Below are 24,184 nucleotides of genomic sequence, written 5' to 3'. Positions count from 1 at the left end.
TTTTTACATATCATACCACGCAAAAAAAGAAAGTTATACACCTTTACATATCCCCGCCACTCTCATGTGTGCCCCCAGCATGTATACCATCCATCCCATCAAAATATGTAGTCGTTTCATGATGACGAATCTTTTTTAAATGTGTATAAGAAAATACAAATAAAATTAATGCTATAACACTCCCCATAAATTCAAATATCATTTTGCCGCCTCTAATTTCTCCCACTTTAGTAGGTTATTGTATATTTTTATTATACCCCTATATAAAGATGCACGCATTTAAACCTTTCTTTTTTTCAAAAAACATGGGATTCTTTCATATTTTCTTACAAAAAGTGAATATTTTTCGAATTTTTACTTTGAAAACATTTACAAAACAGGAAACATAGTTCAAAATAAAGGAAAATAAAAAATCCCAAATTATTCTTTTTTGGAAAAACTGTAACAAGGAGAGTTGCTTATGCAGATCGCAGAAACTGGAGATATCATTGAATTTAAAGGTGGAATGCAAGGCCGTGTTCAAAAAGTAAATCAAAACTCTGTTATTGTGGATATAACAATTATGGAGAATTTTAGAGAACTAGATATGGAACCTCTTACAGTTGTTAGTCATAAAAACTATACTGTCATTAATCAAAATGCATAATATAATAGAAAGAAAGGATCTGTATGTTATACAGATCCTTTCTTTCTATTATATATTAACGATTATCAATTGTTTCTGGATATAAATCATGGTTCATCATGCGGTAGTCAGCCATTTGTTCATACTTCGTTCCTGGGCGACCGTAGTTACAGTAAGGATCAATTGAAATCCCTCCACGTGGTGTGAATTTACCCCATACCTCGATGTAACGTGGATCCATTAATTTAATTAAGTCATTCATAATAACGTTCATACAATCTTCGTGGAAGTCACCATGATTGCGGAAACTAAATAAATATAGTTTTAAAGATTTACTCTCTACCATTCTTTGTTCTGGAATGTAGCTAATATAAATTGTCGCAAAATCTGGTTGGCCTGTTTTCGGACATAAGCTTGTAAATTCAGGACAATTGAATTTTACAAAATAATCACGGTTTGGATGATTATTATCAAAAACCTCTAAAATTTCTGGGCTATATTCAAATAAATATTTTGTATTTTGATTTCCTAATAATGTTACATCTTTTAAATCTTCATCTAATCTTCCTGCCATTTTAAACATCCCTTCTCATTATACTCCGCGTTTATTTCCCCATACTAACGCATGAAGCTGCGGCAATACTTTTGCATTATTCATTTCTTTACGGTTAACCGCTTTTTCAATAAGCCACTCATACTTATCTAATAACTTTTTAATCAACATCGTATCATCCACAGTTTTTGTATCATCATTCCCTACTTGTAAGAAAAATGGCACATCTGGATAACGTTCGTGCATCTTAACTGCATACTCGAAATCATAATCGTCAAATACTACTACCTTTAAACTAATATCTTTTCCTGATAGTTTCTGAATCATAGCATCTAACTTCTGAAAATCAGTTTTCATTGTCGAACTTGGTGGTTTTGGAGAAATCGTTATCTCATCAATTTGAAGTAACCAATCTTGCCATTTACTCCCTTGCGTTTCGATTGCCGTTCGCATTCCATTCTCTTTTAATATAGAAAGAAGAAACTCAATATTTTTCAGCAATGCCGGATTTCCACCTGAAATCGTAACATGAGAAAAATTTTCGCCGCCAACTTCTACAAGCTCATTCCAAACGTCTTCTGCTGTCATCTGTCTAATTTGATCTTTAGCAGATCCATCCCACGTAAAAGCAGAATCACACCAAGCGCAGCTATAATCACAGCCAGCTGTACGGATAAACATCGTCTTTTGTCCTACAACCATTCCTTCACCTTGAATAGTCGGACCAAATATTTCTAAGACCGGAATTTTACTCATCGAGCATCCACTCCCGTCTGACTTCCGCATAACTAGTTGGCGTCTCAAATAGACGAACAAATTCAACACGAGCTCCTTTATATTCGTTCGCACGATTATCTTTTGTTAACGCCTCTGCCATCTTTTCATAAATCCAAACGACCATATTTTCAGCAGTTGTATTCATCGCTGGTAACGTTTCGTTTAAATAACGATGATCTAAATAAATTTCTATTTCATTCTTCCAAATTTCTTTTATATCTCCAAAGTCAATTGCAAGACCGATTTCATTTACATATCCACTAATCCCAAATACAACTTTATATGTGTGACCATGTAAGTTTTTACATTTCCCTTCATAACAGTGTAAATGGTGTGCTGCATCAAATGTAAATTCCTTGCTGACCATTACTCTTTTATTATGATATTTGAGCTGTTTACGCTGAATATCCTTGTCCATTTTTTGCAAATTTTCTACGATGCGAAATCCAAAGAAATTATCCATTAGTTGCTCGCTCCTTCGCGTTCTTGTAGGTACGTATCTAATCCTGCTTTACGAAGTTGACATGCTGGACATTCACCGCAACCATCACCAATGATTCCGTTATAACATGTTAATGTTTTTTCTCGAACAAACTCGAATGCTCCAAGTTCATCTGATAATTTCCATGTTTCCGCTTTATCAATCCACATAAGTGGTGTATGAATCACAAACGGATAATCCATGGATAAATTTAAAGTAACGTTTAACGATTTCACAAACACGTCACGGCAATCTGGATAACCACTAAAATCAGTTTCACATACACCCGTTACAATATGACGTGCTCCAACTTGTTTTGCTAATACAGCAGCAAATGATAAGAATAGTAAATTTCGTCCATCTACAAACGTCGATGGTAATTCCCCTTCTTCATGTGTAATCTCCATATCCGTTCTCGTTAACGCATTTGGAGCAAGTTGATTTAATAGACTCATATCTAGTACTGTATGTTTAATTCCTAGCTCTTTTGCAATTTCCGCTGCACAATCAATTTCTAACTTATGACGTTGATTGTAATTAAACGTTACAGCCTCTACTTCTGCAAACTGCTCTATTGCCCAAAATAAACATGTCGTACTATCTTGTCCTCCACTAAAAACAACAACTGCCTTTTCTTTTTTCATTTCACTCATTCTCCTTCTCTACTACGAATAAGAAGAAAGAACGTTCTTGAACTGTCACAATAAAAAAACAAAACAATACCTAAAGATATTGTTGTTTCCATAGTTTTTTATAGAGGGAGTTCGCGAACCTCTCCCGTGCATTGCACGGAATTCCTTCTTTCATTGACAAAGCTTATTGTAACATATTGTATACTACCAGAAAAAATTTCTGATTTTTCCGCTATTTCTCATTTCATTTCTTTCATTTTATAGTATGATTAATTTACTATAAGAAGAGAGGAGGCATCCCACTGAAATCCTTTATTATTTATCTCTTTCTAAATATATTATTCATCCTTGTTACAATGCTCGTATACCATTTATTTTGGAATCAAAAAGGGAAACGCTCTCCTAAATTAAATTCAGCTATATTTATTGTATTATGCTGCCTCGTTACTATACTATGTATCACTTTCGCAGCAAAAACAAATTATGGATTTCAATTTGATATGCGTCATATCGTATTAGTTGTCGGTACATTAACCGGAGGTCCTATTGCTGGTGGATCAATATTAGTTGTATTAAATATATATCGCTTCTTATTAGGAGGAATAGGTGTTTTCCCATCGCTTATCGGTTCTATCCTTCTATTTATTGTTCTACTATTTACATATAAATTTTTCAATCGAACTTCTAATCGTATAAAAATAATACTCGCTATTATATACAGTCTCACATACGGATTGAGTTGGATACCTTTCTTCCTTTCAAAGGTTACAAATAAGACTGATTATATACCACATATTATTGTGTATGAATTATGTACGATACTTGGTACGATTCTTATTTTATATTTACTACACATATTACAAACTCAAGTTCGTCTCCAAAACGAACTTATGAATGCTGAAAAATTTCATTTAATTGGTGAAATGGCAGCGTCCATCTCTCATGAGATTCGCAATCCGTTAACTTCAACAAAAGGATTTTTACAACTTTTGCAGTCAGGTACATGCACTGAGCAAGAGCGAAAATTATATATCGACATAGCCATCAACGGAATCGAACAAGCAAATCACGTTCTTACAGATTATTTAACCTTTGCAAAACCAAGTATTGAAAAAGAACAAACATTACAGTTAGAAGAAGAACTACTGCATGCATTATCGTTAATTACACCGCTTGCTAATTTAACAAATGTGCGTACACATTATATAAAGCAAAGTACTTCTTTTTTTATCGCGGGAGAAAAACAAAAACTAAATCAATGTTTGTTAAATATTTTAAAAAACTGCATTGAAGCCATGCCCAAAGGCGGTGATCTTTATTTCACATTAGTTCCTGATCATAAGCATATTCAATTATATATAAAAGATACAGGAGTTGGTATGGATCAAGAACAAGTAAAACGTCTTGGATCCCCTTTCTATTCAACAAAAGAAAAAGGTACTGGTCTTGGAATGATGGTCGTATTCAGTGTTGTGCAAGCTATGAACGGAAAAATTGATATTATAAGTGAAAAAGGTACAGGTACAACTTTCTTATTAACTTTTCCACTCATACAAAAAACGTGATGAAATACTCATCACGTTTTTTCTGTTCCTTCAACTAATTCAGCAAAAGCTTTCACTTTTCCATGTGGTTTTTGATTTTCTTTACGTGCTTTCCAAGCGCGCTCTTCTTCTTTCTTTTTATTGGACATACTTTTCAACTCCTTCTTTTCTTTCTCTCTGTAGTATTCCAAAATAAGAAGTAAAACTATGCACATATGAAAAAGAAGTGGTCTCCCACTTCTTCCTAATTATCGCTGTAAAATTGCGTGTTTCGCTTCTTTTAACTGCGTAAGATGTCTTTGTTCATGCAAATCAAGAAATTGAACCCACTGATATAAATTCAGATCATTAAAAACAGGATGCTTTAACCCATTTTCAAATAGGTCTTTTTCATCTATAACGCTATGAAGTGCATGTAATAGTTCTTGTCGTGAATGTTCTAGTAATTGGATTCCTTGCTGTTTTTTCATTAGCGTTTCTGTTGGTTTCATCTGCTGAGGAGCTTCTCGTTTATGTGTGCGATCCAGCGTAAGTTGGAGGTCTTTAAATGGAGTCGTGTTTCTTTCATTTTTTTGTAAGGCATATACAAGGGCAGACGTGACAGATTGTTCAACTAAATGCAAGTGATGCAAAATTTGAATAATACTCCATTTATCACGACGTGGCTTTACATTCACTTCTGTATCATTTAACATTTCAATTTCTGACAATAGCGTGCTTCGGGTAGACTGTAATGAGTTCACCAAACTTTCTAAACTCACATCCATATTAGATTGAAGCATACTTCTTTCCCCCCTTTTGTTGGTGAAAAGAGGCGCTCCTTATTAGAAACACCTCTTAAGTATTCTGAATTTTCTTTTATTATCTCATCATTTTCTCGTTATGTCGATGTTAAACATGTGAAAAAAAGCGCATGTTTTTTACAATTTTGTGTCGTCAATTGCTTGTAGCCATGCTTCAATTTCTGTAATAACACTTTTCACACAGCCTTCAGCAAATGGTGATGTCAAATTGGCAACTTCTACTAATTCCAAGAATGATTTGCTTCCACCTTGTTGGCACAGATTCACATAATCTTCCCACGCCTCTTGTCTATTATCTCTTGCACGTTTCCAAAATTGCAGTGCACAAATTTGTGCTAACGTGTAGTCAATATAGTAGAACGGCGAGCTATAAATATGTCCTTGACGTTGCCAGAATCCACCGCGCTCTAAATAATCATTATCTTCATAATCACGATGCGGTAAATACTTTTTCTCTATATTACGCCATGCTGTCTTACGATCTTCTGGTGATGCTTCAGGATTTTCATATACATAATGTTGATATTCATCAACAGATACACCATACGGTAAAAACAGGAGTGCTGAACTTAAGTGAGAGAAGTAATATTTATCTGCATCTTCTTCAAAGAATAACTTCATCCATGGCCATGTGAAGAATTCCATACTCATAGAGTGAATTTCACACGCTTCATATGTTGGCCAATTATATTCTGGAATTTCAAATTTACGACTTTCGTATACTTGGAAAGCATGGCCTGCTTCATGTGTTAATACGTCAATATCACCAGACGTTCCGTTAAAATTCGAGAAGATAAACGGCGCTTTATAATTCTCAATATATGTACAATATCCACCGCCAGCTTTTCCTTTTTTCGCAACTAAATCTAATAAATCATTATCTAACATGAAATTGAAAAATTCATCTGTTTCAGCCGATAACTCTTTATACATCGTTTTTCCATGATTAACAATCCAATCCGCATCTCCTTTTGGAGTTGGGTTACCTGTTGGAAATTCAAAGTTTTCGTCGTAATATGCTAACTTCTCTACACCGATACGTGCTTGTTGACGTTTTCTTAATTCCGTTGTAACGGGAACGATATAATCTAGCACTTGCTGACGATAATTTGCTACCATTTCCGCATTATAATCTGTACGGTACATTCTTGCATATCCAAGTTCAACAAAGTTTTTGAAACCTAAAGATTTGGCGATTTTCGTTCTCACTTTAACAAGCTCGTCATAAATACGATCTAACTCTTCTTCATTCTCAGCTAAAAATCCGTAATACGCCTCACTTGCTGCTTTACGTTCACTTCTCTCTTTCCCTTGCATAAATGGAATAAGCTGTGATAACGTTCTTTCTTCTCCTGCAAAATTAATTTTTGCAGATGCTAATAATTGTGTATATTGTGAAGACAATTTATTCTCTAATTGTAAATCCTTCACGACTTCATCAGAATATGTTTTTAAATCACACTCCGCAAGAGCAAATAATTGCTTCCCATAATACGCTTCTAATTCTTCACGGAATGGAGAATGAATTAACGCATTATAATATTTTGTACCATATCCTTGTACAACTGGAGAGAATTCATCAAAGAAATTTTGCTCTTTCTTATAAAAAGCATCTGTTGTATCAACAGAATGACGAATGTAACAAAGATTCCCCATTGTACCAAAATCGTTACGAATTTCGTTAATTGAATGAATGACTTGTTTTTGTTCTTCTACAGTTTTTGCGTTATCAAACCTCTCTAAAGCAGCTGTAAACTTCTCTTTTAATTCTTCAATATTTGGCCTTTTATATTCATAGTCTTTAAATGACATGAACGAGCCTCCTCTCCATTAAATGCATCCTTTACTATAATTCAATACTTACTTCCAAATCTCCTCTTATTCTTCAACAAAATACGGCATATACTGCCATCATTACATGTAAACAAAAAAGCTTTGGATTTCTTTATCCAAAGCTCCTTTGGAACATATTATTACTTTTCATACTTTCCAATCTTTTTTAATAGATCCAGTAATTCTTCCTTTTCCTCTTTCGTTAACATTTCAAAAGACTGATGAATAACTTGCTCATGCCCTGGAAAAATAGAAGAAATAAAGTTCTCTCCAGATTCAGTTAATTGTGCATAAATAACACGTCGGTCATTCGGGCATGGAATTCTCTTTACTAGTCCCTTTTTCTCTAACTTATCTACAACATATGTAATGCTGCCACTAGCTATTAAAATACGCTCACCAATTTGCTGAAGTGGTTGACCGCCTTTATGATATAGCAGTTCTAATACAGCAAACTCAGTTGGATTTAAACCGTTACTTTGTATAGACTTATTTGTCGTATCCATAACAGAACGATGCACACGAGATAATGCAATAAATACTTTTAAAGATTGAGAAATATCTTCTCGTTCATTATTTGATGTCATACAACTTTCAACCCTTCACTTAAATTCTCAATAATAAAAAGAACAAAATAGTACTTCATATAAATTCCGAATGAGTATTCACTCATTCATTATCTCTCCCCAAATATATTATGAATGATTCTTGAATAAAAACATGACAATTTTAACATAGTTTATATATAATGATAATAAAAAAGAAGGAGTACCAAATTTGAAATTCAAATTCCACAGCATAGTTTTATATATATTGCTTGTTATCCTACCAACAACAGGGATTGGTGCTACATTTTATTCATATCATTCGTATAAAATGAAACAAGAAAATAAACAAGTTGCCCATACGGTTCTCTTTTTATATAGAGACTATTTAGATCACCACCTTGGCGAAGCAATTTCTGCCCTAGAAATGCTCGCAAAGGTCGTAGGAACCGAGACTGGAAATATTAATGGGATGAAAGAAATTGTACATGATACAGATGGAAACGATGCACGTTTTTCTGGTCTATATTACGCTACACCAGAAGGTATCATTACAATCGCATCGGAAGGTGACCGACCACCTGTTGATGTCTCAGATCGTAAATATATTCAAAACGCATTACAAACTAAGAAAACAACTGTATCATCCGTCATTACAGATCGTGTTCTTGGCCATCAAGCTATTATGATTGCTTCCCCCATTTTTAATAAACAGAAGGAGCTCTCAGGCTTATTGTTAGCAAGTTTACGCTTTGACTACATTTCATCATCTTTAAATGCCATTAAGCCACAATACCATTTTGAAGTAACTGATAAGTATAATGTAGTTTTTCTAAACGATGATAATAACGAAACAAGTGATGCTCATTCTAATATGCTTACTACTCCACTCCAAAGATTAGATTGGAAGGTCTCTGTTTCTCCGTTACCTATTCATCAAAAAACTTTAAACCAGTGGGTTGCCATAGAATGTATAGCTACTTTATTTTTAATGTCAATTTTATTTTTACTCGCTCAATATATGTTGTTAAAACGACAAACAAAACTGGAAAGACAACAAAATGAACTACAAAAAATTGAATTAGTTGGAACTTTTGCAGCTAGTACAGCCCACGAAATCCGTAATCCACTTACCGGAATTAAAGGGCTCGTCGCTCTATTAAAAGAGAAATATAAAGATGAACAAGATCAGTTCTATTTTTCCATCATCGAACAAGAAATAGAACGAATTAATGAAATTGTAAGTGAATTTCTTATTCTTGGAAAGCCAACTGCAATCATCGAACAAACATATGATGTGAGAACCATTCTAAATGAGGTAGCATTAATTATTCAATCTGAGGCAAATCTACATAATATTGTATTCCATTTACATTTGCCAGACCGTCCTGTTCATATCCGGTGCTCAAAAGACCATATGAAACAAGTGGTTTTAAACATTACAAAAAATGCAATTGAAGCTATGACTTCTGGCGATACACTAACTATTTTCGTAACAAACAATGAAACACACGCACAATTGCAAATTATAGATACTGGAAAAGGGATTCCAAAACATATTCAAAAACACCTCTTTCATCCGTTCTTTACTAATAAAGATACTGGAACAGGTCTTGGACTTGTCATATGTAAACGAATTATAGAGATGTACAACGGGCATATTTTTATTAACAGTATAGAAAACGAAGGAACGACAGTTCATATCGAAATTCCGTTACACATAGTATAATTATCCTTATCCCTAAAGGGTAATTATACTTATTTCATAAAACCAGCCACAAGCATTCGCCAAAAATTACTTGATTTCCCTTCATACCCAATTTGAAAAATAGGTACCTTTATAATTGATAACCATTTTGGTGTTTGTTTTTCTTTATAACACTGGTACTGTAAAATAAGCTTGTCCAATTCTTGACTCACTTGAATCGTCTCCGTACTATTTAACCCACTCGTTAAACCTAATTGAATCATCTCTTCACGTTTCATATGAATATCACGTGAAAGCTTTTCTAATGTGTACTTCCTTTTTACAGTAAACATTCATATCCCCCTTATTATACTTCCATGCTCTCTACTTCACTTCTCCATTGAACTTTTAACTGCTTATCATATTTGAATTTGAAGAATCAGAAAATTCAACATTTTCTCCCTGTAATTTACAAATCTTTACCCTCACTTTGAGAATTATTACAAATTATTCTATCTTTGTAAATACATTCGCAATAATAGACAATTTTTTCATCTTCTTTTTTTACAAACACCAATTAAATAGCGGATTCCCTATTTTCCATATACTTTTCTTCGACATTTTTTGTTTAATTTATATAAAAACGCAAACCATAATGGTGATTGATAATATAGAAAGGAAATAGTTATATGCGCAAATATACGATTGCATTGCTTATTTTGACTATGTTTTTACCATCTTTCTTGTTTCCTGTTGAGGCCAAGGCTCATACAAATAAAGTAGCTATTGTCATTGATGACTTCGGCAATAATATGAAAGGAACTGATAAAATGTTATCACTTCCTATTCCACTAACTGTTGCTGTTATGCCTTTTCTTCCTTCCACAAAGGAAGATGCGATAGCGGCTCATAAGAAAGGACACGAAGTTATTATACATATGCCAATGGAACCGATTAAAGGTAAAAAAGAATGGCTTGGACCAAAAGCAATTACAACTGATTTAAGCGACGAAGAAATAAATAATCGACTCGAACAAGCGATTCAAGAAGTGCCACATGCAATTGGGATGAATAATCATATGGGATCAAAAGTGACTGCAGACGAAAGAATTGTACGACTTATACTTGCAGCTTGTAAAAAACACGGTTTATTTTATTTAGATAGCAAAACAAATCCTAAGAGTGTCGTCCCAAAAATCGGGAAAGAATTAGGAGTGCCAATTATTGAAAATCAATTATTTTTTGATGACGTGTACACAGCGGCACATATTTCAAAACAAGCCCAATTACTCATTAAAAAACTTCAAGAAAAACCGATTATGGTAGCTATCGGACATGTTGGGCCTCCAGGTGAAATTACATCACGTGTTATAGAAACCTCTATTCCTAAAATTCGTGAACATGCAGATTTTATTTTTTTATCCGATTTAGCATTATCTCCGCCTCCTGTTTCAAAATAAGATTCATGACTCAAACTAAAAAAGAGAGCAATCTGCATATAGCAAATTGCTCCCTTTCCTTTTCATCTTAAATATAATCTACATGACTCACCCTGAATCCTTTTTTCTCTATTTTTTCGATTAATTGCTTTAATCTTTTTTCATTTAACTCATCTGTTATATTGACAATAACGCGGCGAATATATTGATCGCCGTTATCTAGCGTAAATAGTCCACCGATATGAAATGCTTTCAACAATGTCCCAAGTTCTTTAATCGTTCCCTTACAATCTTGTGTTGCAATCGTTAATATATAACCACCCGTCCGCATACCAAATGAATCCTCAATAACATCAAATATATTGGAATGAGTTAAGATGCCAACAAATTCATTATAATCATTTAGTACCGCTAAAAACGGCAAACGACGAATAACATAAAATGCTCTGAAAAAAGAGTCCTTTTCAAAAATAAATGCAGCGGAATCTTCTAGCATATGTTCCGTACTTAATTCCTCTAATCCACCATTACACTTCTTTTCTAAAAGATCCACTTTATAAATAATCCCCATGAATTTCTTTTCATCTTCTGCTAATACAGGGATTGCTCGAAATCCCGTTTCATTCATAATTTGCAGAGCCTTCTTACCTGAATCGTTCATTTTGCAAAATGTTACTTGCTGTTTTGGCAGAAAATGATATTTAACTCGCAAAATATGTTCCTCCTTACATGTCAACATGTAATCTATATATAATAAGGAGACCTATATTTTATGAGTAAAATTATTTTTTAAAACGCTTTCATTCATTTGTGGATTTGTAACGAAATCACAAACATTTCATATAACAGAACTCTTTGCGCCTTTTATCATTAACAATTTTACATGGTAGTTCATTAAATATTCTATACCCTCCAACCATTTTTTCGCGTATTCTGGAGTTTTTCCCCACACAATCATGCCATAATTATGAACGAGAACTACTCCTCCACCTTCACTAAAATTCGGCACATTATTTTCTAATAAATCAGCGAATTTTTTCTCATCTTCTACAATGGGAATTGTCATTTCTGTTATACCTTCTTTTCCAAAAACACGTTCCACGCTACGTTTATCGAATGTTACTTCCCCTTTTTCTCCATACAACTCTGATATTAAATGACTATCTACAGTCTGTACTTGTAAAATACATTCTGCACTACTTTTTTTATAAATATCTGCATGCATAAATGATTCCGCAGCTGGTTTTTCTTCATTTTCAAATACTGGTTCACACATACAGTTTACAACAATAAAATCTTCTTCTGAAAATAACCCTTTATCTCTTCCTTCAACGTTTACTAAAAAAGTTAACGGCTCTTTTGACGTACAAAGTGATAAGCTAATTTTTGTACCATAAAACCAATCACGAAGTGCTAGTTCAGATTTCACATCTTTTAATTCATTCCATTTCTTTAGAAAAAATAACATTTCGTCACCCCCGGCGTAATATTCATATAATGTTCGAATCCTTTCTATGTAAAAGGAGTATTTTTTGATTATTCTAAAAATTTAATTGAATTATCACATGAGAACGCCTTTTTGTCAATATAGTTTCACGTCTCTTCTTTAAAAAGGGCTATTCATATGTCTATACTCCTGTATATTGACTATTTCATTTTATACATAAAAAATACGTTATTCTTTTTCAATCAAAGAATAACGTATTTTCTCATCTTTTATTTCGTCATTGCGTTATATAAGAACTGTGCATATTGTTCACGTGTTACAAAATCATCACCTAAAAAGTTTCCTTTTCCATCACCTTTTGATATGTTATTGTCCGCTAACGCTTTCACATATTCTTCTGCCCAATGACCAGTTGGTACATCATTAAAGTTCACTTTATTATTTTCATCTTCTTTTAGCTGAAATACTTTATATAATACTACAGACATTTCGTATCGAGTTAATACTCCATCTGGACGAAACTCCCCAGTACCATCTCCTTGCATAATTCCAGCTTGCGCAACTGTAGCAATATCTTGCTCAAACATATGTCCTTTCGTATCTGTAAATCTCTCTTTCTGCTCTACTTTATTTTCTAATTTCAAATACCTTTGTACTAAAGACGCAACTTGTCCACGAGTAATACGATCCCCAAATCCAAATTGTCCATTTCCATATCCCTTGAAAATATTTTCTTTCGCTAAATAATGAATTGCTTCCTCTGACCAATGTCCTTTTGGTACATCTTTAAATTCTACTACTTCTACTTTTTCATCTTCTTTAGAATTATTGTCTTCTTTACTTTCTACCACATTTTGAATCACAGATCCTGTGAAGAAGATTCCTGTATCCGCAAATGGATCTTTTACACCAAATTCATATACTTTCTCACCTGGTGTACTCCACTTAACTGCATCATTACTATACGTACCACCTTCGCTCTTTAAACGAATTTTTGTAGAGATTTTACCATCTTTCTCGTATATAGGTACTTTTACTTCTTTATTTACTTCTGTTTCCTCTAAAAATACTTTTTGATTTTGAACATTGATATAGGCTGTTTTACTTAGTTCTATAACTGGTCGAACATCACGAATTTCATTTGCAACAAAACTTAAGAATACTAACTTTTTCAAATTGCTAGCTGGTGTTAAGTCTGAAATATAATTCGCTTCTAAATCAAGCTTTTGTAAGTTTACTAGACTTGATAATGGAGTAATATCCTTTAACTCATTGTTAGGTAAGTGTAATTGTTTTAACTGTGTCATCTTACTTAGAGGAGTAACATCTTTTATTTCATTTTTCCCGATCCACAATTCTTCTAATTGCTTCATTTGCTCAATACCGGATAAGTCTTTTACTTTATTACGTGTTAATACTAAGTCTTTTAAAGGTAATGAATATAACGGTTTAATATCTTCAATTTGATTACCTGCTAAAGTTAAGTATGTTACATTTTTCAACGCGCTTAATGGCGCAACATTCGTAATTTTATTATTTGCTAAATTCAAGTAATCTAGTTGTTCCATTTTCGCTAATGCTGTTACATCTTCTATTTGGTTGCCTGATAAATATAAACTTTTTACATTTTTCATTTCAATTAGTGGTGCAACGTTCGTAATTTTATTATTACTTAAATCAAGAGAATCTAAATTATCCATCTTAACAATTGGTGTTACATCTGAAAATTCATTACCACGTAAAGCTAAATGTTTCAATTGTTTTAAGCTCGTAAAGAATGATGGATCTTTTATCTTCGCATTCGCAACTGTTAAAGATTTTAAATTTGGCATATATTTTAATGCACTATAATCCAGTATCTCATTCGTATTTAAAAACAAATCCTTTACTTGTAATAACTCTTCTTTCGTGATTGGTGTATTTAAATCTTTTCTATTAAATACCTTTTTATTAACAAGTTCTCTTAATTTATTATCTGTTATCATATTTTGATTATCAACTGGATGATCCGTCTCCGTATTGCCGGAATTAGATTTATCATCTGGTTTCTCTGTTTCTTTGTCACCTACAGTTGGATCTTTAATTTCAAATTGAACTTGATATTTGTGATCATATCCAATAGCCGGAATAAGTATATGCATTTGCATATTGTGCTTCTTCTCAAACTCGCCAATTTCAAATTGAACTACTTTCGTTCCATTCTTCCTCTTATCTTCTGACAAAACTTTTACATCATGAAATACGCCAGGTTGGTTTTTATCCTCTATTCTAAGGTATTGAAAATAATCGCTATCTTGCATTGTTATAGTTACAATTTTTTTCCCGTCCGCAATCGTTACTTTAGGATCTTTTATATATTGAGAAACCATAGATGGCTCATCTTTTTGATCCTTATATATTTTAATCTCAGTATCGTATGTACGTTCACTAGCTGCCGCTACCGATTGGTTTGCTTCAATTTTTATTGCTGCTAACGCTGGAGTAGAGTATGCAGCAAATGGAATTGCTAATGTTGTCGCTACTACTAGCGCCTTCATATAATTTTTTTTCAAAATAATATCCCCTATCATATATAATCTTTATAATTGATAAACATTATCAATTACTCATAAATAAATGATAATGAATATCATTATCGATGTCAACGAGAATATTACATTAAATTTATATTTTTAAAGGTAAAAAATATAAAAGCCCTTTATTCAAAGAGCTTTTTTACCTATCGTATGAAGAATTTCATTTTTTTCCTTCTCATTGATGACACCAATTTTTTGCAAAATATTTGCATACAAGACAAGTTTATTATATATCCGTTCTGACATACTTCCCCTTCTTTCCTTCGACCAACTTTTTTTGTATTGGTAAATTATATGAAAGAGATGGGAAAATGTGTCCACTTTTTTTGCATAAATACAAAACTTTTATCCCGCTATTTGCAGGCAGTAGAACTCCCACCTCACAATCAGGTGGGAGTTCTACGTATTTAACAAATTGTCCATTGAATATTATGCCTTTTAACTTCCTCTTCAAAACTATAGGGCATTTTCTTATCACAAATTACATGTTGAATGCGCGAAAACGCTGCTATTCGGTAATTTCCTTTTACGCCTACCTTTGTATGATCACATAAAATATATGTTTTCTCTGCTAATTTCATCATCGCTTCTGACAGTTTCGCCTTTTCTAATTCAAAACTAGAAACTCCAAAACCAGGTAATAATCCATCAATCGAAACAAATGCTTTATGAAAATGAAATTGCTGGATAACTTGCTGCGAAATAGATCCTGATACGCGTGAATGTTTTGGAGAAACTTTTCCACCAATAAATAAAACTTCACCGTGAAACATCTTTTTATTAATAGAAGAAATTAATTGTGTCGCTACTGGAAATGAACTTGTTACAATCGTTAAATTTTTGCGATGTACAAGATATGGTACCATTTGAAGTGGTGTACTTCCGTCATCAATCGCAATAACATCTCCATCTTCTACAAATGTTGCTGCTTTATACCCAATTCGCTTCTTCTCTTCTATATGTAGCATCTCTCGTTCTAACATTGGTGCCTCTATTCCAGCTCCCGGAAGTTGGACGGCTCCACCATACACTTTCTTCAACTTCTTTTCACGATCCAATTCTTCTAAATAACGACGAATCGTCTCTGTTGATACAGCAAACTCTCTCGCTAATTCTGAAACTTTTACCTTCCCTTTAAACTCTACCTTCTCAAGAATGGTTCGCTTTCTTTCTTCACCTACTACAGACATAACCTCACCCCATTGATTTCTACCTCATACACTGCCTTACTTATACAAAGTTATAACTTTCCTTTTCAACGAAAACTTCCTCGTGAATATGAATACCACGCTTTTTTAGTTCATCAAAAATAATTTGTGGTTTGACAAAAGCTTCCTCGGGTGTCACAACACCAACTTTATTTACATTCCCTTTTGCGATTAGCTCTGTAGCAATCCCAAATGGAATACCGACGTTTCTCGTATAAGCTCTTAATTTTTCCCATCCTACAACAGATCCATCAGATAACGGGTGTGTATGATATAATACACGTCTTTGTTTCTCATTATTTTTCATACCTATTACTTCTACATGAAGTGCATAACCGTAAATCTCTGTTTCTTGTCCTTCTTTCGATTGCAATAAATACTTCGCAATACAATCCATTATGCCGATTTCTTTTCCATTTATTTCAACTGGATCATTACGCAATATACCGTAATCATACAATGCACGTACGAGCTGCATATTTTGCTTTGGCCAAGTTCCTCTCGTCTCTATTAGTTTAACGCCTTTATTTTCTAATGCTTTTGCTAACGTAATCGTTTCAGAATGCGGTATGATATACTGCGTTGTCTTACCATAAGGCGCCGGTAATTCAATTTCTCTTGGACGCGCAAACGGAGGCACTTGCTTAAACTCACCATCTTCATACACTGTACGCGATGGCAAATGTGGATCATATTCATATGTCGTTGTTTCTGTAATGGATGCAGAAAAAGCAATGGAACGATACGAACCATGACTTACACGAACTGACTCTACAGTATGTAACTGATTTGCCGCATACATCGCCATCATTTGCGTTACACCTGGCGTCATACCAAACCCAGGTAAACATGTTTTTCCGTTTTGAACAAATATAGAATGCGAATCATTTTCTTCACCAAATCCATTTAAATTCACACCGTGACAACCTGCTTCTGCAATACATCGAGTAGATAATCCATTTAACTTAATTGTTGTACCATCCATTACAATGTCATAGCCCTTCATTTTTGCAACCGTATCCTCATGATTCGTTACATCTACTTTCACAAAATCAACGCGAGGATCGTTGAGCCATTCTACTACTTTAAGCCCCTCTTCTTCGTTAAAATCTGCTACTGTAATCGTCTCAAAAGATGAAAATTGCACTAAATCTAAAATTGCTTCACGACAAATTTTACCTGCTCCACCTAAGCAAAATACTTTCAACCTATAACAACTCCTTTAGCGATACTATCAACTAAGCGATGAATATCTGCCTCATGTACATCACCGATATTTCCAATGCGGAATGTATCTACCTTTGAAATTTTACCTGGATATATAACAAATCCATCACGCTTTAATTCATTGTATAATTGCTCAAAATCAAACCATTCTTCTGGATAAATGAAAGATGTAATAATAGGTGATTGATATTTTTCATCTACTAGTGGCTTAAATCCGATTTCTCTCATTCGATTCACTAATACTTTTTGATTGTTATCATATCGATTGTAACGTGCTTTTACTCCGCCCTCTTTTTCTAATTCAAGTAGTGCTTGATAAAAAGCGTGTACAACATGTGTAGGTGATGTAAAACGCCATTTTCCATTTTGATTTTCCATCGTTTCCCATTGATCGTATAAATCTAAAGATAATGAACGTGCCTGCCCTTTACATTTCAACAATTCATCGCGCTTTGCAATAACAAATCCGAACCCTGGAACCCCTTGAATACATTTATTCGCACTACTAATTAGAAAGTCAATTTGCAACTCAGCGATATCTATTTCAATACCACCAAAACTACTCATTGCATCAACTAGTGTTACTTTTCCGTATTGCTTCCCTAATTTACATACGTCTACAATTGGATTAATAATACCTGTCGTTGTTTCACAATGGACAATTGCAATATGTGTAATCTCTTTATCTTGTTGTAATATCTTTTCTACTTCTACAACATTAGTAGGCTCCCACTCTTCTGTTTGACTTACCACCACATCTATATGTAACATCTCTGCCATTTGTACAATTCGCTTACCGTACGCACCATTTGTACAAACAAGCACCTTTCCATTTTTAGGAATAACAGAACCAATTACTGCTTCAACTGAAAACGTACCGCTTCCTTGCATAAGAACAGTCGTATATTTCTCTTCTTCCTTCGTTGCTAACGATACAAGTTTAGCTCTTACATCTTGCACCATCGTGTTATATTCAACATCCCACGTACACCAATCGTATAGCATAACTTCTTTTACTGTTTTTGTTGTCGTTAATGGTCCTGGCGTTAATAATAAGTAGTGATTTTCAGTCATGATCCTCTTCCCCTTTTATGAAATAATAAGTTGTTGTTTCTCAATATGTTCCATTACGGTTTCAAGTTCTTGCATCGTTTCAATCGTAAAGTGCGCTCCATTTTCAACAAAGCGATTACGAACTACTTCTATTTTTTCACGAAGCTCTACTGGATCCATATTCTCCACTTCCTCTTCACTTAAGCCGAGTTCGCTACTACCAAGAATTACACCAACTGTCCACATACCAGCATTTCTTCCCTCTTTCATATCTGATACCGTGTCTCCAATTTTTATCATATGATTCATCGGGTATACACCAAGTTCCATCGCATTTTTATAGCACATCCACGGATATGGACGCCCACCAGGAACATCATCTGGTGTTACAAGAAAATCAGGTTTATATCCTTGTAGCGCTGCTTCTTTTGCTACAATGTCCATCATCTCTCTCGTATAACCAGTCGTTGAACCAATTTTAATTCCTCTTTCACGCAAAGAAGCAATCACTTCCTTTACTCCATGAATTGGCGACGCATAGCGCGGTAAAATAGTGAAGAGAATCTCTTCAAATTCTTCATACATCTCCTGAATGTCTGTTTCTGTTGGTAATTGTCCAAAAACGCGATTCCACTCACTCGCAATACGAGGCATTTCTGTTAGCGCCCTTACATGATCAATTTTTAATAATCCCATTGGTTTACGGGCTTCTTCTGCTGTAATTACCACACCGCGTTTATGGAAAATCTCCATAAATACTTCCAGTGGTGCAAAACATCCGTAATCAACTGTCGTACCTGCCCAATCAAAAATAACTGCTTCTATTTTCATACAATCCATCACCCTTCTTATTTATCCCGCGTTAACGGGCAGTAAGATTTCCCCCTCAAAATTCGGCTGGAGCAAAAAAGTTAAGTGGGAGATCAACTGCCCGTAAACGCCCGATTGGTTCAACTAATAATCAGTGGGGGAGGAACCCCCCCCACTGATTAAAGTTTCACTTTATCTTTTTTGCCATTGTGAAGTTCGGTTACGAAGTGCTTTCGTTCCCCATTCATATACAACTCTTACTACAATATTTGTAACAACAATAAGTACACTCATTGCAGCTGCTGGCGCTACATTTCCTGCATCATCCATATTTACGATTGATACGGCCGCTAGTTTAAAATCAGCTGCGTATAAGAATACAACCGCTGACACAGTTACCATCGAATTTACGAAATAGTACATGACCATTTCTAAAATTGCTGGTAAGCACATTGGTACCGTTACTCTAAAGAATGTTTTATAAAACGGAATGCCCATCGACTGCGAAACAAGCTCAAACTCTCGGTCTAATTTCTTTAAAGCAGTCGTTGCCGTAACGAATGTTACAGAATAAAAATGAATGATATTGACTAGTACTAACACAGCGATTGTTCCGTATAAAGAATGAAACGGATTCGTTACTGATAATCCAAGTATTTGAATCGTTGGTTGACTAAAGAAAAAGACGTATCCCAATCCAAGTACTAGACCTGGGATTGCTAAAGGTACAATTGAGAAAAAATAGCCTGTTTTTCGGAAAAACTTTAGCTGATTTATTTTTTCAATCGCATATGCGAACATAAATGTTAAAATTGCCCCAATAACTGCTGTTACCGCTGATACAACTACACTATTTTTAAATGCTTCAAGTCCATCTCCTGTTAAACTCGAAAAATTAAAATGTTCAAATGTAAAACTCATATTATATGGCCATACTTTCACACTTGCCGCAATACCAACTGCCACAAATAAAAGAATAATCATAAATGTAATCACACTACAATATATGAACGAGGCTACATCTCTTTTCTTATTAGCCGTTATTCTATATGGCACTGCTTTTGAAGATAAGAAATTTGCCTGCTTTCTTTGCGTAATACGATCAACTGCAAACGCAAATATAGCTGGGATTAATAAAATCATTCCGACAGTTGCACCCATCGGCATATTTTGTTGTCCAATTACTTGTTTGTATACATCAGTAGCAAGTACATTATATTGCCCACCAACAATTTTTGGTGCACCAAAATCAGTAAAACTAAGTGTAAACACAACAAACATCGCACTAATTAATCCATACTTTACACTAGGTAAAGTAACAGTGAGAAATTGCTTTGTTTTACTCGCTCCCAACATATTAGAAGCTTCGTATAAACGATAATCAGAACCTTGGAAAGCAATTAATAATATAAGAAATGCTTGCGGAAATGTATACATGACTTCAGCCATTACAATTCCTACTGGTCCATATAAAGGGATTTGTATGCCTTCAAATAAACCAAACATCCCTTTCGTTACTAATCCTTGATTACCAAATAAATATGTAAGTGCGATACCATGCATCATCGTTGGTGCGAATAACGGTAACAATGCGACATATTGAAATACACGCTTTCCAAATACATTCGTACGAGCGATCGCATAGGCGTAAGCGAAAGCAAGTGTCACTGCAATAATTGTTGTCGCGCCCGAAATCCATATCGTATTTTGTAATGATTGAACTAATGTTGGGGTTGTGAAATATTTACTGAAATTCGCAACACCAATGAAAGCTCCATCTTTATCATAAAACGCTTGTGTAAACAATTGTAATAGTGGCAATACAAGCATAATCAAAAAGGCAAGAATCATACCAATAATTAATAGTCTTTGTATCCATTCTTCTTTACCGATACGTCTCTTAATCTTTTTTTTCGTACTTTCTACCTTTAAATTTTCTAACATCTCCATCTATACAACAACCTTCTTTCCATATGACAACATATGATTTTCTGAGAAAGAGATTTGAATCGGCTTTCCTTTCCTAATAGCTGTTTTTTCTACTTCTGATGCCAATATATCTACAACGATTTTCTCATTATATAGATGCGTTTCCTCATCTATAACGCGCACTTCTGTCCGGTATACAGATCCGCGAAACTCCATGCTTTCTACAATTGTTTTCATACCATTATTTTGTACGACTGTTACATGTTCCGGACGAATTGCATGTTCTTCGTTATTTTTCGAAAAGAAATTAATAGAACCAATAAAATCTGCCACAAATGGATTGGCTGGCCTTTGGTAAATCTCCTCTGGTGTGCCAATCTGCATAATTTCCGCATGATTCATTACAACAATTTTATCAGCCATCGTTAATGCCTCTTCTTGATCATGCGTGACCATAATAGTTGTCACTCCTACTTTTTCTTGCAAATCACGCATTTCTCTACGTAACTTTTCACGTACTTTTGCATCTAAAGCAGATAACGGCTCATCGAGTAACAAAATATCCGGAGACAGAGCGAGTGCACGTGCAAGTGCTACTCGCTGCTGTTGTCCACCAGACATTTGAGCAGGATATTTATCTTTTACATTCAGTAAATCAACTAGTTCTAACGCCGATAGCGCCTTCTCTTTTACTTCTGCTTTTCCATACTTTTTTGTCTTTAAGCCGTATTCAATGTTTTCAAGTGCTGTTAAATTCGGAAATAACGCATAGGATTGAAACACCATTCCGAAATTCCTCTTTCCAGGAGGTAATGCTGTAATATCTTTTCCATTCACAGCTATACTACCTGTTGTCGCCTCTTCTAGCCCTGCTAAAATTCGAAGCAATGTTGTTTTCCCACAACCACTTGGGCCTAATAAACATACAAACTCATTTTTTTTCACAGTAAAAGAAATATCTTTTAACGCTGTAAATGCATCAAACTGTTTTTGAATGTGTTGAATTGATAAATATTCGCTCATTTTTTCTCTCTCCCACTCACTTACTTTTTCGGTTCTGCTTTTTGGCCAAACTCTTTTTCCCATTTTTCTAAAATTTTGTCGCGATTTTCTGCTGCCCACTTAAAGTCGTTCTTTTTGTATAACTTTTCCGTCACATCTTTAGGGAATCCGTCTGGAAGTTTATAATCATTTTTAATTGTCGCAAATCCATTTTTCTCGAAGTATAACTTCATTACATCATCAGTAATTGCCCAATCTAAAAATGCTTGCGCTAATTTTTCATTTTTTGCATTATCTTTTTTAATAAGTGCGTTCGCTTCTACTTCCCAACCTAATCCTTCTTTTGGCAATACAACTTCAACTGGTGCACCTTTTTGTTTCTCTTTCAAAGCACTATAAACCATCGATACACCAACTGGATATTCACCCGCACCCGCTAATTTCGCTGGTTTTGAACCTGAATGAGTATAAGTTGCCATATTATCATGAAGTTTCTTCATGTAATCCCAGCCTTTATCTTCACCCATAATTTGTAACCATGCAGAAACTGTTAAAAATCCTGTTCCAGAAGATGCTGGATGTGGCATAACAAGCGTTCCTTTATACTCTGGTTTCGTTAAGTCTTCGTATGATTCTGGCATCGGTAAATTTTTCTTCTTTAATTCTTCTTTATTTATAGCAATCCCCGTCATAAATGCAGTATTTCCTACCCATTTTTCTGGTTGTTTATCATCTTTAAATTGCGGTAAAACGCGATCCGCTCCTTTTGGAGAGTATCCTTTTAACATATCTTTTTTATCTAAAGCTAATAGACTTGAAGCTGCAGTTCCCCATACAACATCTGCTTGTGTATTTTTTCCTTCAGCTAGCAATTTCGCTGTAATAACTCCAGTTGAATCACGAACAATATTCAGCTTCACATCTGGATATTTCTTTTTAAAAGAATCAAGATAAATTGGTACAAGTTCTTCTTCAATTGCTGTGTAAACAGTTAATGATCCAGATAATTTATCATCTTTTACTTTTGCCCCAGCACTTTCTTCTTTCTTTGCACCACACCCCATTAATAACGAAAATACCATTCCAGTTGCTACAGCTTTAAAGATTGTTTTTTTCACTGTCTCTCTCTCCTTTTACAAATCTTATGTACAACTCAAATATAAACAACTAGTGTAAAAGCAGTATTAAACCAACATTAATCTTTTGTTTGTTGTTTGTTTTTGTGTAATACGTTGCTACTTCTATGTTTTTTCGCATTTTTCTGCTAATAATGAACACTAAATTTACAAATAATTAAAAAAACCTTTATAATCCCACAAAAAAGTGAGGCGTTTGTAAAAAACGCCTCACTTTTGTTTACCTTTTTTTGAATTACGATTTGCATACTTCGCGCTATTTTCTCCTTCATACTCTAATGCAAATTCTGCATCTGGTAAGCTTTCTTTCGGAGTTTTATTATTGTTGATTGCCGCATTTTGTTTCACTTTTCTTTTTACCAATACATTCACCTGCTCTCAAAAATTCACTTTCTACTCTAGTTTGAAGCAAGCTAAAATAATTATTACTGGCAAGTGTTAACAAGTACATAAGAACTGCTAGATGGAAATACTACATATGAAGAAATCATAATAAAAAGGAGCTCTTATTTTGAAGAAGAAAGATAAAATCCAGTCACCCATTTTAGATGAAACGCTCCCGCATCAAATGAATTTCCCATCTTTTAAAGGAACAGGAAAGAAGATGCAACAACCTTTCATAAATCAATATGACGTCGTAATCGGAGATAGTAAATATGATTCCGAGAACAGTCCACTTCACAATTGGAGTGATGATGTAGACCCTGCCATTATGGCTGGAGAAGAATGGATCCATCCTACAAATGATATTGGGTGGATTTCAGAAGAAAATCAAGAGTTACTAAAAAAAGAAGGAGATAATAAGAAGGATACTTTTATGCATCCGCAATTTGGCATTAACGACTAAAAAACCATTCTACCTAACATAGGTAGAATG

General features: G+C 34.2%; 26 protein-coding genes and 1 riboswitch. Of the genes, 5 read left to right on the top strand and 21 right to left on the bottom strand.

What is annotated here, in order from left to right; genetic code table 11:
* Positions 1-43: 43 nt before the first annotated feature.
* Positions 44-226 (bottom strand): hypothetical protein, encoded by a 183-nt coding sequence (locus ACTFRN_RS08605; RefSeq protein ID WP_140383352.1) that lies wholly within the window; start codon positions 224-226, stop codon positions 44-46.
* A 234-nt stretch (positions 227-460) separates the two neighbouring features.
* On the opposite strand from ACTFRN_RS08605, the gene ACTFRN_RS08600 reads away from it, so the two are divergent.
* On the top strand, positions 461-646 hold the full coding sequence (locus tag ACTFRN_RS08600; RefSeq protein WP_001165081.1) for a YkvS family protein: 186 nt from the start codon (positions 461-463) through the stop codon (positions 644-646).
* Positions 647-701: 55 nt separating this feature from the next.
* Here the strand turns inward: ACTFRN_RS08600 and queF are convergent, their stop codons facing one another.
* From queF to queC, 4 genes are read right to left on the bottom strand one after another with little or no spacing between them, the layout of a single operon-like run.
* Complete coding sequence (gene queF, locus ACTFRN_RS08595; RefSeq protein ID WP_000918895.1) at positions 702-1,199, bottom strand: preQ(1) synthase; 498 nt, start codon at positions 1,197-1,199, stop codon at positions 702-704.
* Between the two features lie 18 nt (positions 1,200-1,217).
* Positions 1,218-1,934, bottom strand: a complete 717-nt coding sequence (queE, locus tag ACTFRN_RS08590; protein ID WP_000036291.1) for a 7-carboxy-7-deazaguanine synthase QueE — start codon at positions 1,932-1,934, stop codon at positions 1,218-1,220.
* Complete coding sequence (gene queD / locus ACTFRN_RS08585) at positions 1,927-2,418, bottom strand: 6-carboxytetrahydropterin synthase QueD (RefSeq protein ID WP_000368412.1); 492 nt, start codon at positions 2,416-2,418, stop codon at positions 1,927-1,929. Before queD ends, queE begins: the two co-directional genes overlap by 8 nt.
* Positions 2,418-3,080 (bottom strand): 7-cyano-7-deazaguanine synthase QueC, encoded by a 663-nt coding sequence (gene queC / locus ACTFRN_RS08580; RefSeq protein WP_000711596.1) that lies wholly within the window; start codon positions 3,078-3,080, stop codon positions 2,418-2,420. Before queC ends, queD begins: the two co-directional genes overlap by 1 nt.
* Before the next feature lie 93 nt (positions 3,081-3,173).
* A riboswitch (PreQ1 riboswitch) is annotated at positions 3,174-3,217 on the bottom strand.
* Between the two features lie 207 nt (positions 3,218-3,424).
* On the opposite strand from queC, the gene kinB reads away from it, so the two are divergent.
* Positions 3,425-4,633: a sporulation sensor histidine kinase KinB gene (gene kinB / locus ACTFRN_RS08575; RefSeq protein ID WP_001993722.1), complete on the top strand. Its 1,209-nt coding sequence runs from the start codon at positions 3,425-3,427 to the stop codon at positions 4,631-4,633.
* Between the two features lie 11 nt (positions 4,634-4,644).
* Here the strand turns inward: kinB and ACTFRN_RS08570 are convergent, their stop codons facing one another.
* The 4 genes from ACTFRN_RS08570 to ACTFRN_RS08555 all read right to left on the bottom strand — a co-directional run bounded on the left by ACTFRN_RS08570 (position 4,645) and on the right by ACTFRN_RS08555 (position 7,835).
* Entirely contained in the window at positions 4,645-4,761 is a 117-nt protein-coding gene (locus tag ACTFRN_RS08570) for a DUF6254 family protein (RefSeq protein ID WP_000066280.1), read from the bottom strand.
* 99 nt (positions 4,762-4,860) lie between these two features.
* Entirely contained in the window at positions 4,861-5,394 is a 534-nt protein-coding gene (locus ACTFRN_RS08565; protein WP_000941973.1) for a DinB family protein, read from the bottom strand.
* A 138-nt stretch (positions 5,395-5,532) separates the two neighbouring features.
* Positions 5,533-7,227 (bottom strand): M3 family oligoendopeptidase, encoded by a 1,695-nt coding sequence (locus tag ACTFRN_RS08560; protein WP_088106558.1) that lies wholly within the window; start codon positions 7,225-7,227, stop codon positions 5,533-5,535.
* 161 nt (positions 7,228-7,388) lie between these two features.
* Positions 7,389-7,835: a MarR family winged helix-turn-helix transcriptional regulator gene (locus tag ACTFRN_RS08555; protein WP_000203342.1), complete on the bottom strand. Its 447-nt coding sequence runs from the start codon at positions 7,833-7,835 to the stop codon at positions 7,389-7,391.
* A gap of 190 nt (positions 7,836-8,025) precedes the next feature.
* Here ACTFRN_RS08555 and ACTFRN_RS08550 point away from each other — a divergent pair, with 190 nt between their 5' ends.
* A complete protein-coding gene (locus ACTFRN_RS08550; RefSeq protein WP_000669147.1) occupies positions 8,026-9,522 on the top strand; it encodes a DUF3149 domain-containing protein in 1,497 nt (498 codons plus the stop codon).
* A gap of 29 nt (positions 9,523-9,551) precedes the next feature.
* Here the strand turns inward: ACTFRN_RS08550 and ACTFRN_RS08545 are convergent, their stop codons facing one another.
* A complete protein-coding gene (locus ACTFRN_RS08545; RefSeq protein WP_000495540.1) occupies positions 9,552-9,833 on the bottom strand; it encodes an aspartyl-phosphate phosphatase Spo0E family protein in 282 nt (93 codons plus the stop codon).
* Between the two features lie 336 nt (positions 9,834-10,169).
* On the opposite strand from ACTFRN_RS08545, the gene ACTFRN_RS08540 reads away from it, so the two are divergent.
* Positions 10,170-10,940, top strand: a complete 771-nt coding sequence (locus ACTFRN_RS08540; RefSeq protein WP_001234123.1) for a divergent polysaccharide deacetylase family protein — start codon at positions 10,170-10,172, stop codon at positions 10,938-10,940.
* 67 nt (positions 10,941-11,007) lie between these two features.
* Here ACTFRN_RS08540 and cbpA read toward each other — a convergent pair whose 3' ends face one another.
* From cbpA to ACTFRN_RS08485, 11 genes are all read right to left on the bottom strand, one after another.
* The gene (gene cbpA / locus ACTFRN_RS08535) at positions 11,008-11,631 is read right to left on the bottom strand and encodes a cyclic di-AMP binding protein CbpA (protein ID WP_001264217.1); all 624 of its coding nucleotides are present in this window, start codon (positions 11,629-11,631) and stop codon (positions 11,008-11,010) included.
* A gap of 126 nt (positions 11,632-11,757) precedes the next feature.
* Complete coding sequence (locus tag ACTFRN_RS08530; RefSeq protein WP_000895997.1) at positions 11,758-12,387, bottom strand: class II aldolase/adducin family protein; 630 nt, start codon at positions 12,385-12,387, stop codon at positions 11,758-11,760.
* Positions 12,388-12,635: 248 nt separating this feature from the next.
* Entirely contained in the window at positions 12,636-14,936 is a 2,301-nt protein-coding gene (locus tag ACTFRN_RS08525) for an NEAT domain-containing leucine-rich repeat protein (protein ID WP_074567586.1), read from the bottom strand.
* A gap of 413 nt (positions 14,937-15,349) precedes the next feature.
* Positions 15,350-16,132, bottom strand: a complete 783-nt coding sequence (locus ACTFRN_RS08520) for a DeoR/GlpR family DNA-binding transcription regulator (RefSeq protein WP_000117662.1) — start codon at positions 16,130-16,132, stop codon at positions 15,350-15,352.
* Positions 16,133-16,172: 40 nt separating this feature from the next.
* Positions 16,173-17,357 (bottom strand): saccharopine dehydrogenase family protein, encoded by a 1,185-nt coding sequence (locus ACTFRN_RS08515; RefSeq protein ID WP_014893195.1) that lies wholly within the window; start codon positions 17,355-17,357, stop codon positions 16,173-16,175.
* Positions 17,354-18,451, bottom strand: coding sequence for a 2-aminoethylphosphonate--pyruvate transaminase (gene phnW, locus ACTFRN_RS08510; RefSeq protein WP_000138247.1), 1,098 nt, complete (start codon positions 18,449-18,451; stop codon positions 17,354-17,356). The genes ACTFRN_RS08515 and phnW overlap by 4 nt, the downstream gene beginning before the upstream one ends.
* Before the next feature lie 15 nt (positions 18,452-18,466).
* Positions 18,467-19,261 (bottom strand): phosphonoacetaldehyde hydrolase, encoded by a 795-nt coding sequence (gene phnX, locus ACTFRN_RS08505; protein ID WP_074567587.1) that lies wholly within the window; start codon positions 19,259-19,261, stop codon positions 18,467-18,469.
* Between the two features lie 171 nt (positions 19,262-19,432).
* A complete protein-coding gene (locus ACTFRN_RS08500; RefSeq protein WP_049111281.1) occupies positions 19,433-21,190 on the bottom strand; it encodes a putative 2-aminoethylphosphonate ABC transporter permease subunit in 1,758 nt (585 codons plus the stop codon).
* Entirely contained in the window at positions 21,191-22,192 is a 1,002-nt protein-coding gene (locus ACTFRN_RS08495; protein ID WP_000006185.1) for a putative 2-aminoethylphosphonate ABC transporter ATP-binding protein, read from the bottom strand.
* Positions 22,193-22,212: 20 nt separating this feature from the next.
* Entirely contained in the window at positions 22,213-23,289 is a 1,077-nt protein-coding gene (locus ACTFRN_RS08490; RefSeq protein ID WP_000750887.1) for a putative 2-aminoethylphosphonate ABC transporter substrate-binding protein, read from the bottom strand.
* A 228-nt stretch (positions 23,290-23,517) separates the two neighbouring features.
* Positions 23,518-23,670 carry a hypothetical protein gene (locus ACTFRN_RS08485; protein WP_000240799.1) on the bottom strand — a complete coding sequence of 51 codons (153 nt, stop codon included), beginning with the start codon at positions 23,668-23,670 and terminating at the stop codon, positions 23,518-23,520.
* 148 nt (positions 23,671-23,818) lie between these two features.
* Here ACTFRN_RS08485 and ACTFRN_RS08480 point away from each other — a divergent pair, with 148 nt between their 5' ends.
* Positions 23,819-24,154: a DUF3905 domain-containing protein gene (locus ACTFRN_RS08480; protein WP_000725962.1), complete on the top strand. Its 336-nt coding sequence runs from the start codon at positions 23,819-23,821 to the stop codon at positions 24,152-24,154.
* Positions 24,155-24,184 lie beyond the last annotated feature (30 nt).

The sequence above is a fragment of the Bacillus cereus group sp. MYBK245-2 genome, assembly GCF_051916145.1.
GTDB classification, from domain to species: Bacteria; Bacillota; Bacilli; order Bacillales; family Bacillaceae_G; genus Bacillus_A; species Bacillus_A pacificus.
Note: the sequence above shows the minus strand (reverse complement) of the source record. Positions and strands in the feature narration are given on the sequence as shown.

Bases quoted from the DNA above. Each gene is read 5' to 3' on its own strand.
- ACTFRN_RS08600 (WP_001165081.1), top strand. From the start codon at position 461: ATGCAGATCGCAGAAACTGGAGATATCATTGAATTTAAAGGTGGAATG.
- queF (WP_000918895.1), bottom strand. From the start codon at position 1,199: ATGGCAGGAAGATTAGATGAAGATTTAAAAGATGTAACATTATTAGGA.
- queE (WP_000036291.1), bottom strand. From the start codon at position 1,934: ATGAGTAAAATTCCGGTCTTAGAAATATTTGGTCCGACTATTCAAGGT.
- queD (WP_000368412.1), bottom strand. From the start codon at position 2,418: ATGGATAATTTCTTTGGATTTCGCATCGTAGAAAATTTGCAAAAAATG.
- queC (WP_000711596.1), bottom strand. From the start codon at position 3,080: ATGAAAAAAGAAAAGGCAGTTGTTGTTTTTAGTGGAGGACAAGATAGT.
- kinB (WP_001993722.1), top strand. From the start codon at position 3,425: ATGCTCGTATACCATTTATTTTGGAATCAAAAAGGGAAACGCTCTCCT.
- ACTFRN_RS08570 (WP_000066280.1), bottom strand. From the start codon at position 4,761: ATGTCCAATAAAAAGAAAGAAGAAGAGCGCGCTTGGAAAGCACGTAAA.
- ACTFRN_RS08565 (WP_000941973.1), bottom strand. From the start codon at position 5,394: ATGCTTCAATCTAATATGGATGTGAGTTTAGAAAGTTTGGTGAACTCA.
- ACTFRN_RS08560 (WP_088106558.1), bottom strand. From the start codon at position 7,227: ATGTCATTTAAAGACTATGAATATAAAAGGCCAAATATTGAAGAATTA.
- ACTFRN_RS08555 (WP_000203342.1), bottom strand. From the start codon at position 7,835: ATGACATCAAATAATGAACGAGAAGATATTTCTCAATCTTTAAAAGTA.
- ACTFRN_RS08545 (WP_000495540.1), bottom strand. From the start codon at position 9,833: ATGTTTACTGTAAAAAGGAAGTACACATTAGAAAAGCTTTCACGTGAT.
- ACTFRN_RS08540 (WP_001234123.1), top strand. From the start codon at position 10,170: ATGCGCAAATATACGATTGCATTGCTTATTTTGACTATGTTTTTACCA.
- ACTFRN_RS08530 (WP_000895997.1), bottom strand. From the start codon at position 12,387: ATGTTATTTTTTCTAAAGAAATGGAATGAATTAAAAGATGTGAAATCT.
- ACTFRN_RS08525 (WP_074567586.1), bottom strand. From the start codon at position 14,936: ATGATAGGGGATATTATTTTGAAAAAAAATTATATGAAGGCGCTAGTA.
- ACTFRN_RS08520 (WP_000117662.1), bottom strand. From the start codon at position 16,132: ATGTCTGTAGTAGGTGAAGAAAGAAAGCGAACCATTCTTGAGAAGGTA.
- phnW (WP_000138247.1), bottom strand. From the start codon at position 18,451: ATGACTGAAAATCACTACTTATTATTAACGCCAGGACCATTAACGACA.
- phnX (WP_074567587.1), bottom strand. From the start codon at position 19,261: ATGAAAATAGAAGCAGTTATTTTTGATTGGGCAGGTACGACAGTTGAT.
- ACTFRN_RS08500 (WP_049111281.1), bottom strand. From the start codon at position 21,190: ATGGAGATGTTAGAAAATTTAAAGGTAGAAAGTACGAAAAAAAAGATT.
- ACTFRN_RS08495 (WP_000006185.1), bottom strand. From the start codon at position 22,192: ATGAGCGAATATTTATCAATTCAACACATTCAAAAACAGTTTGATGCA.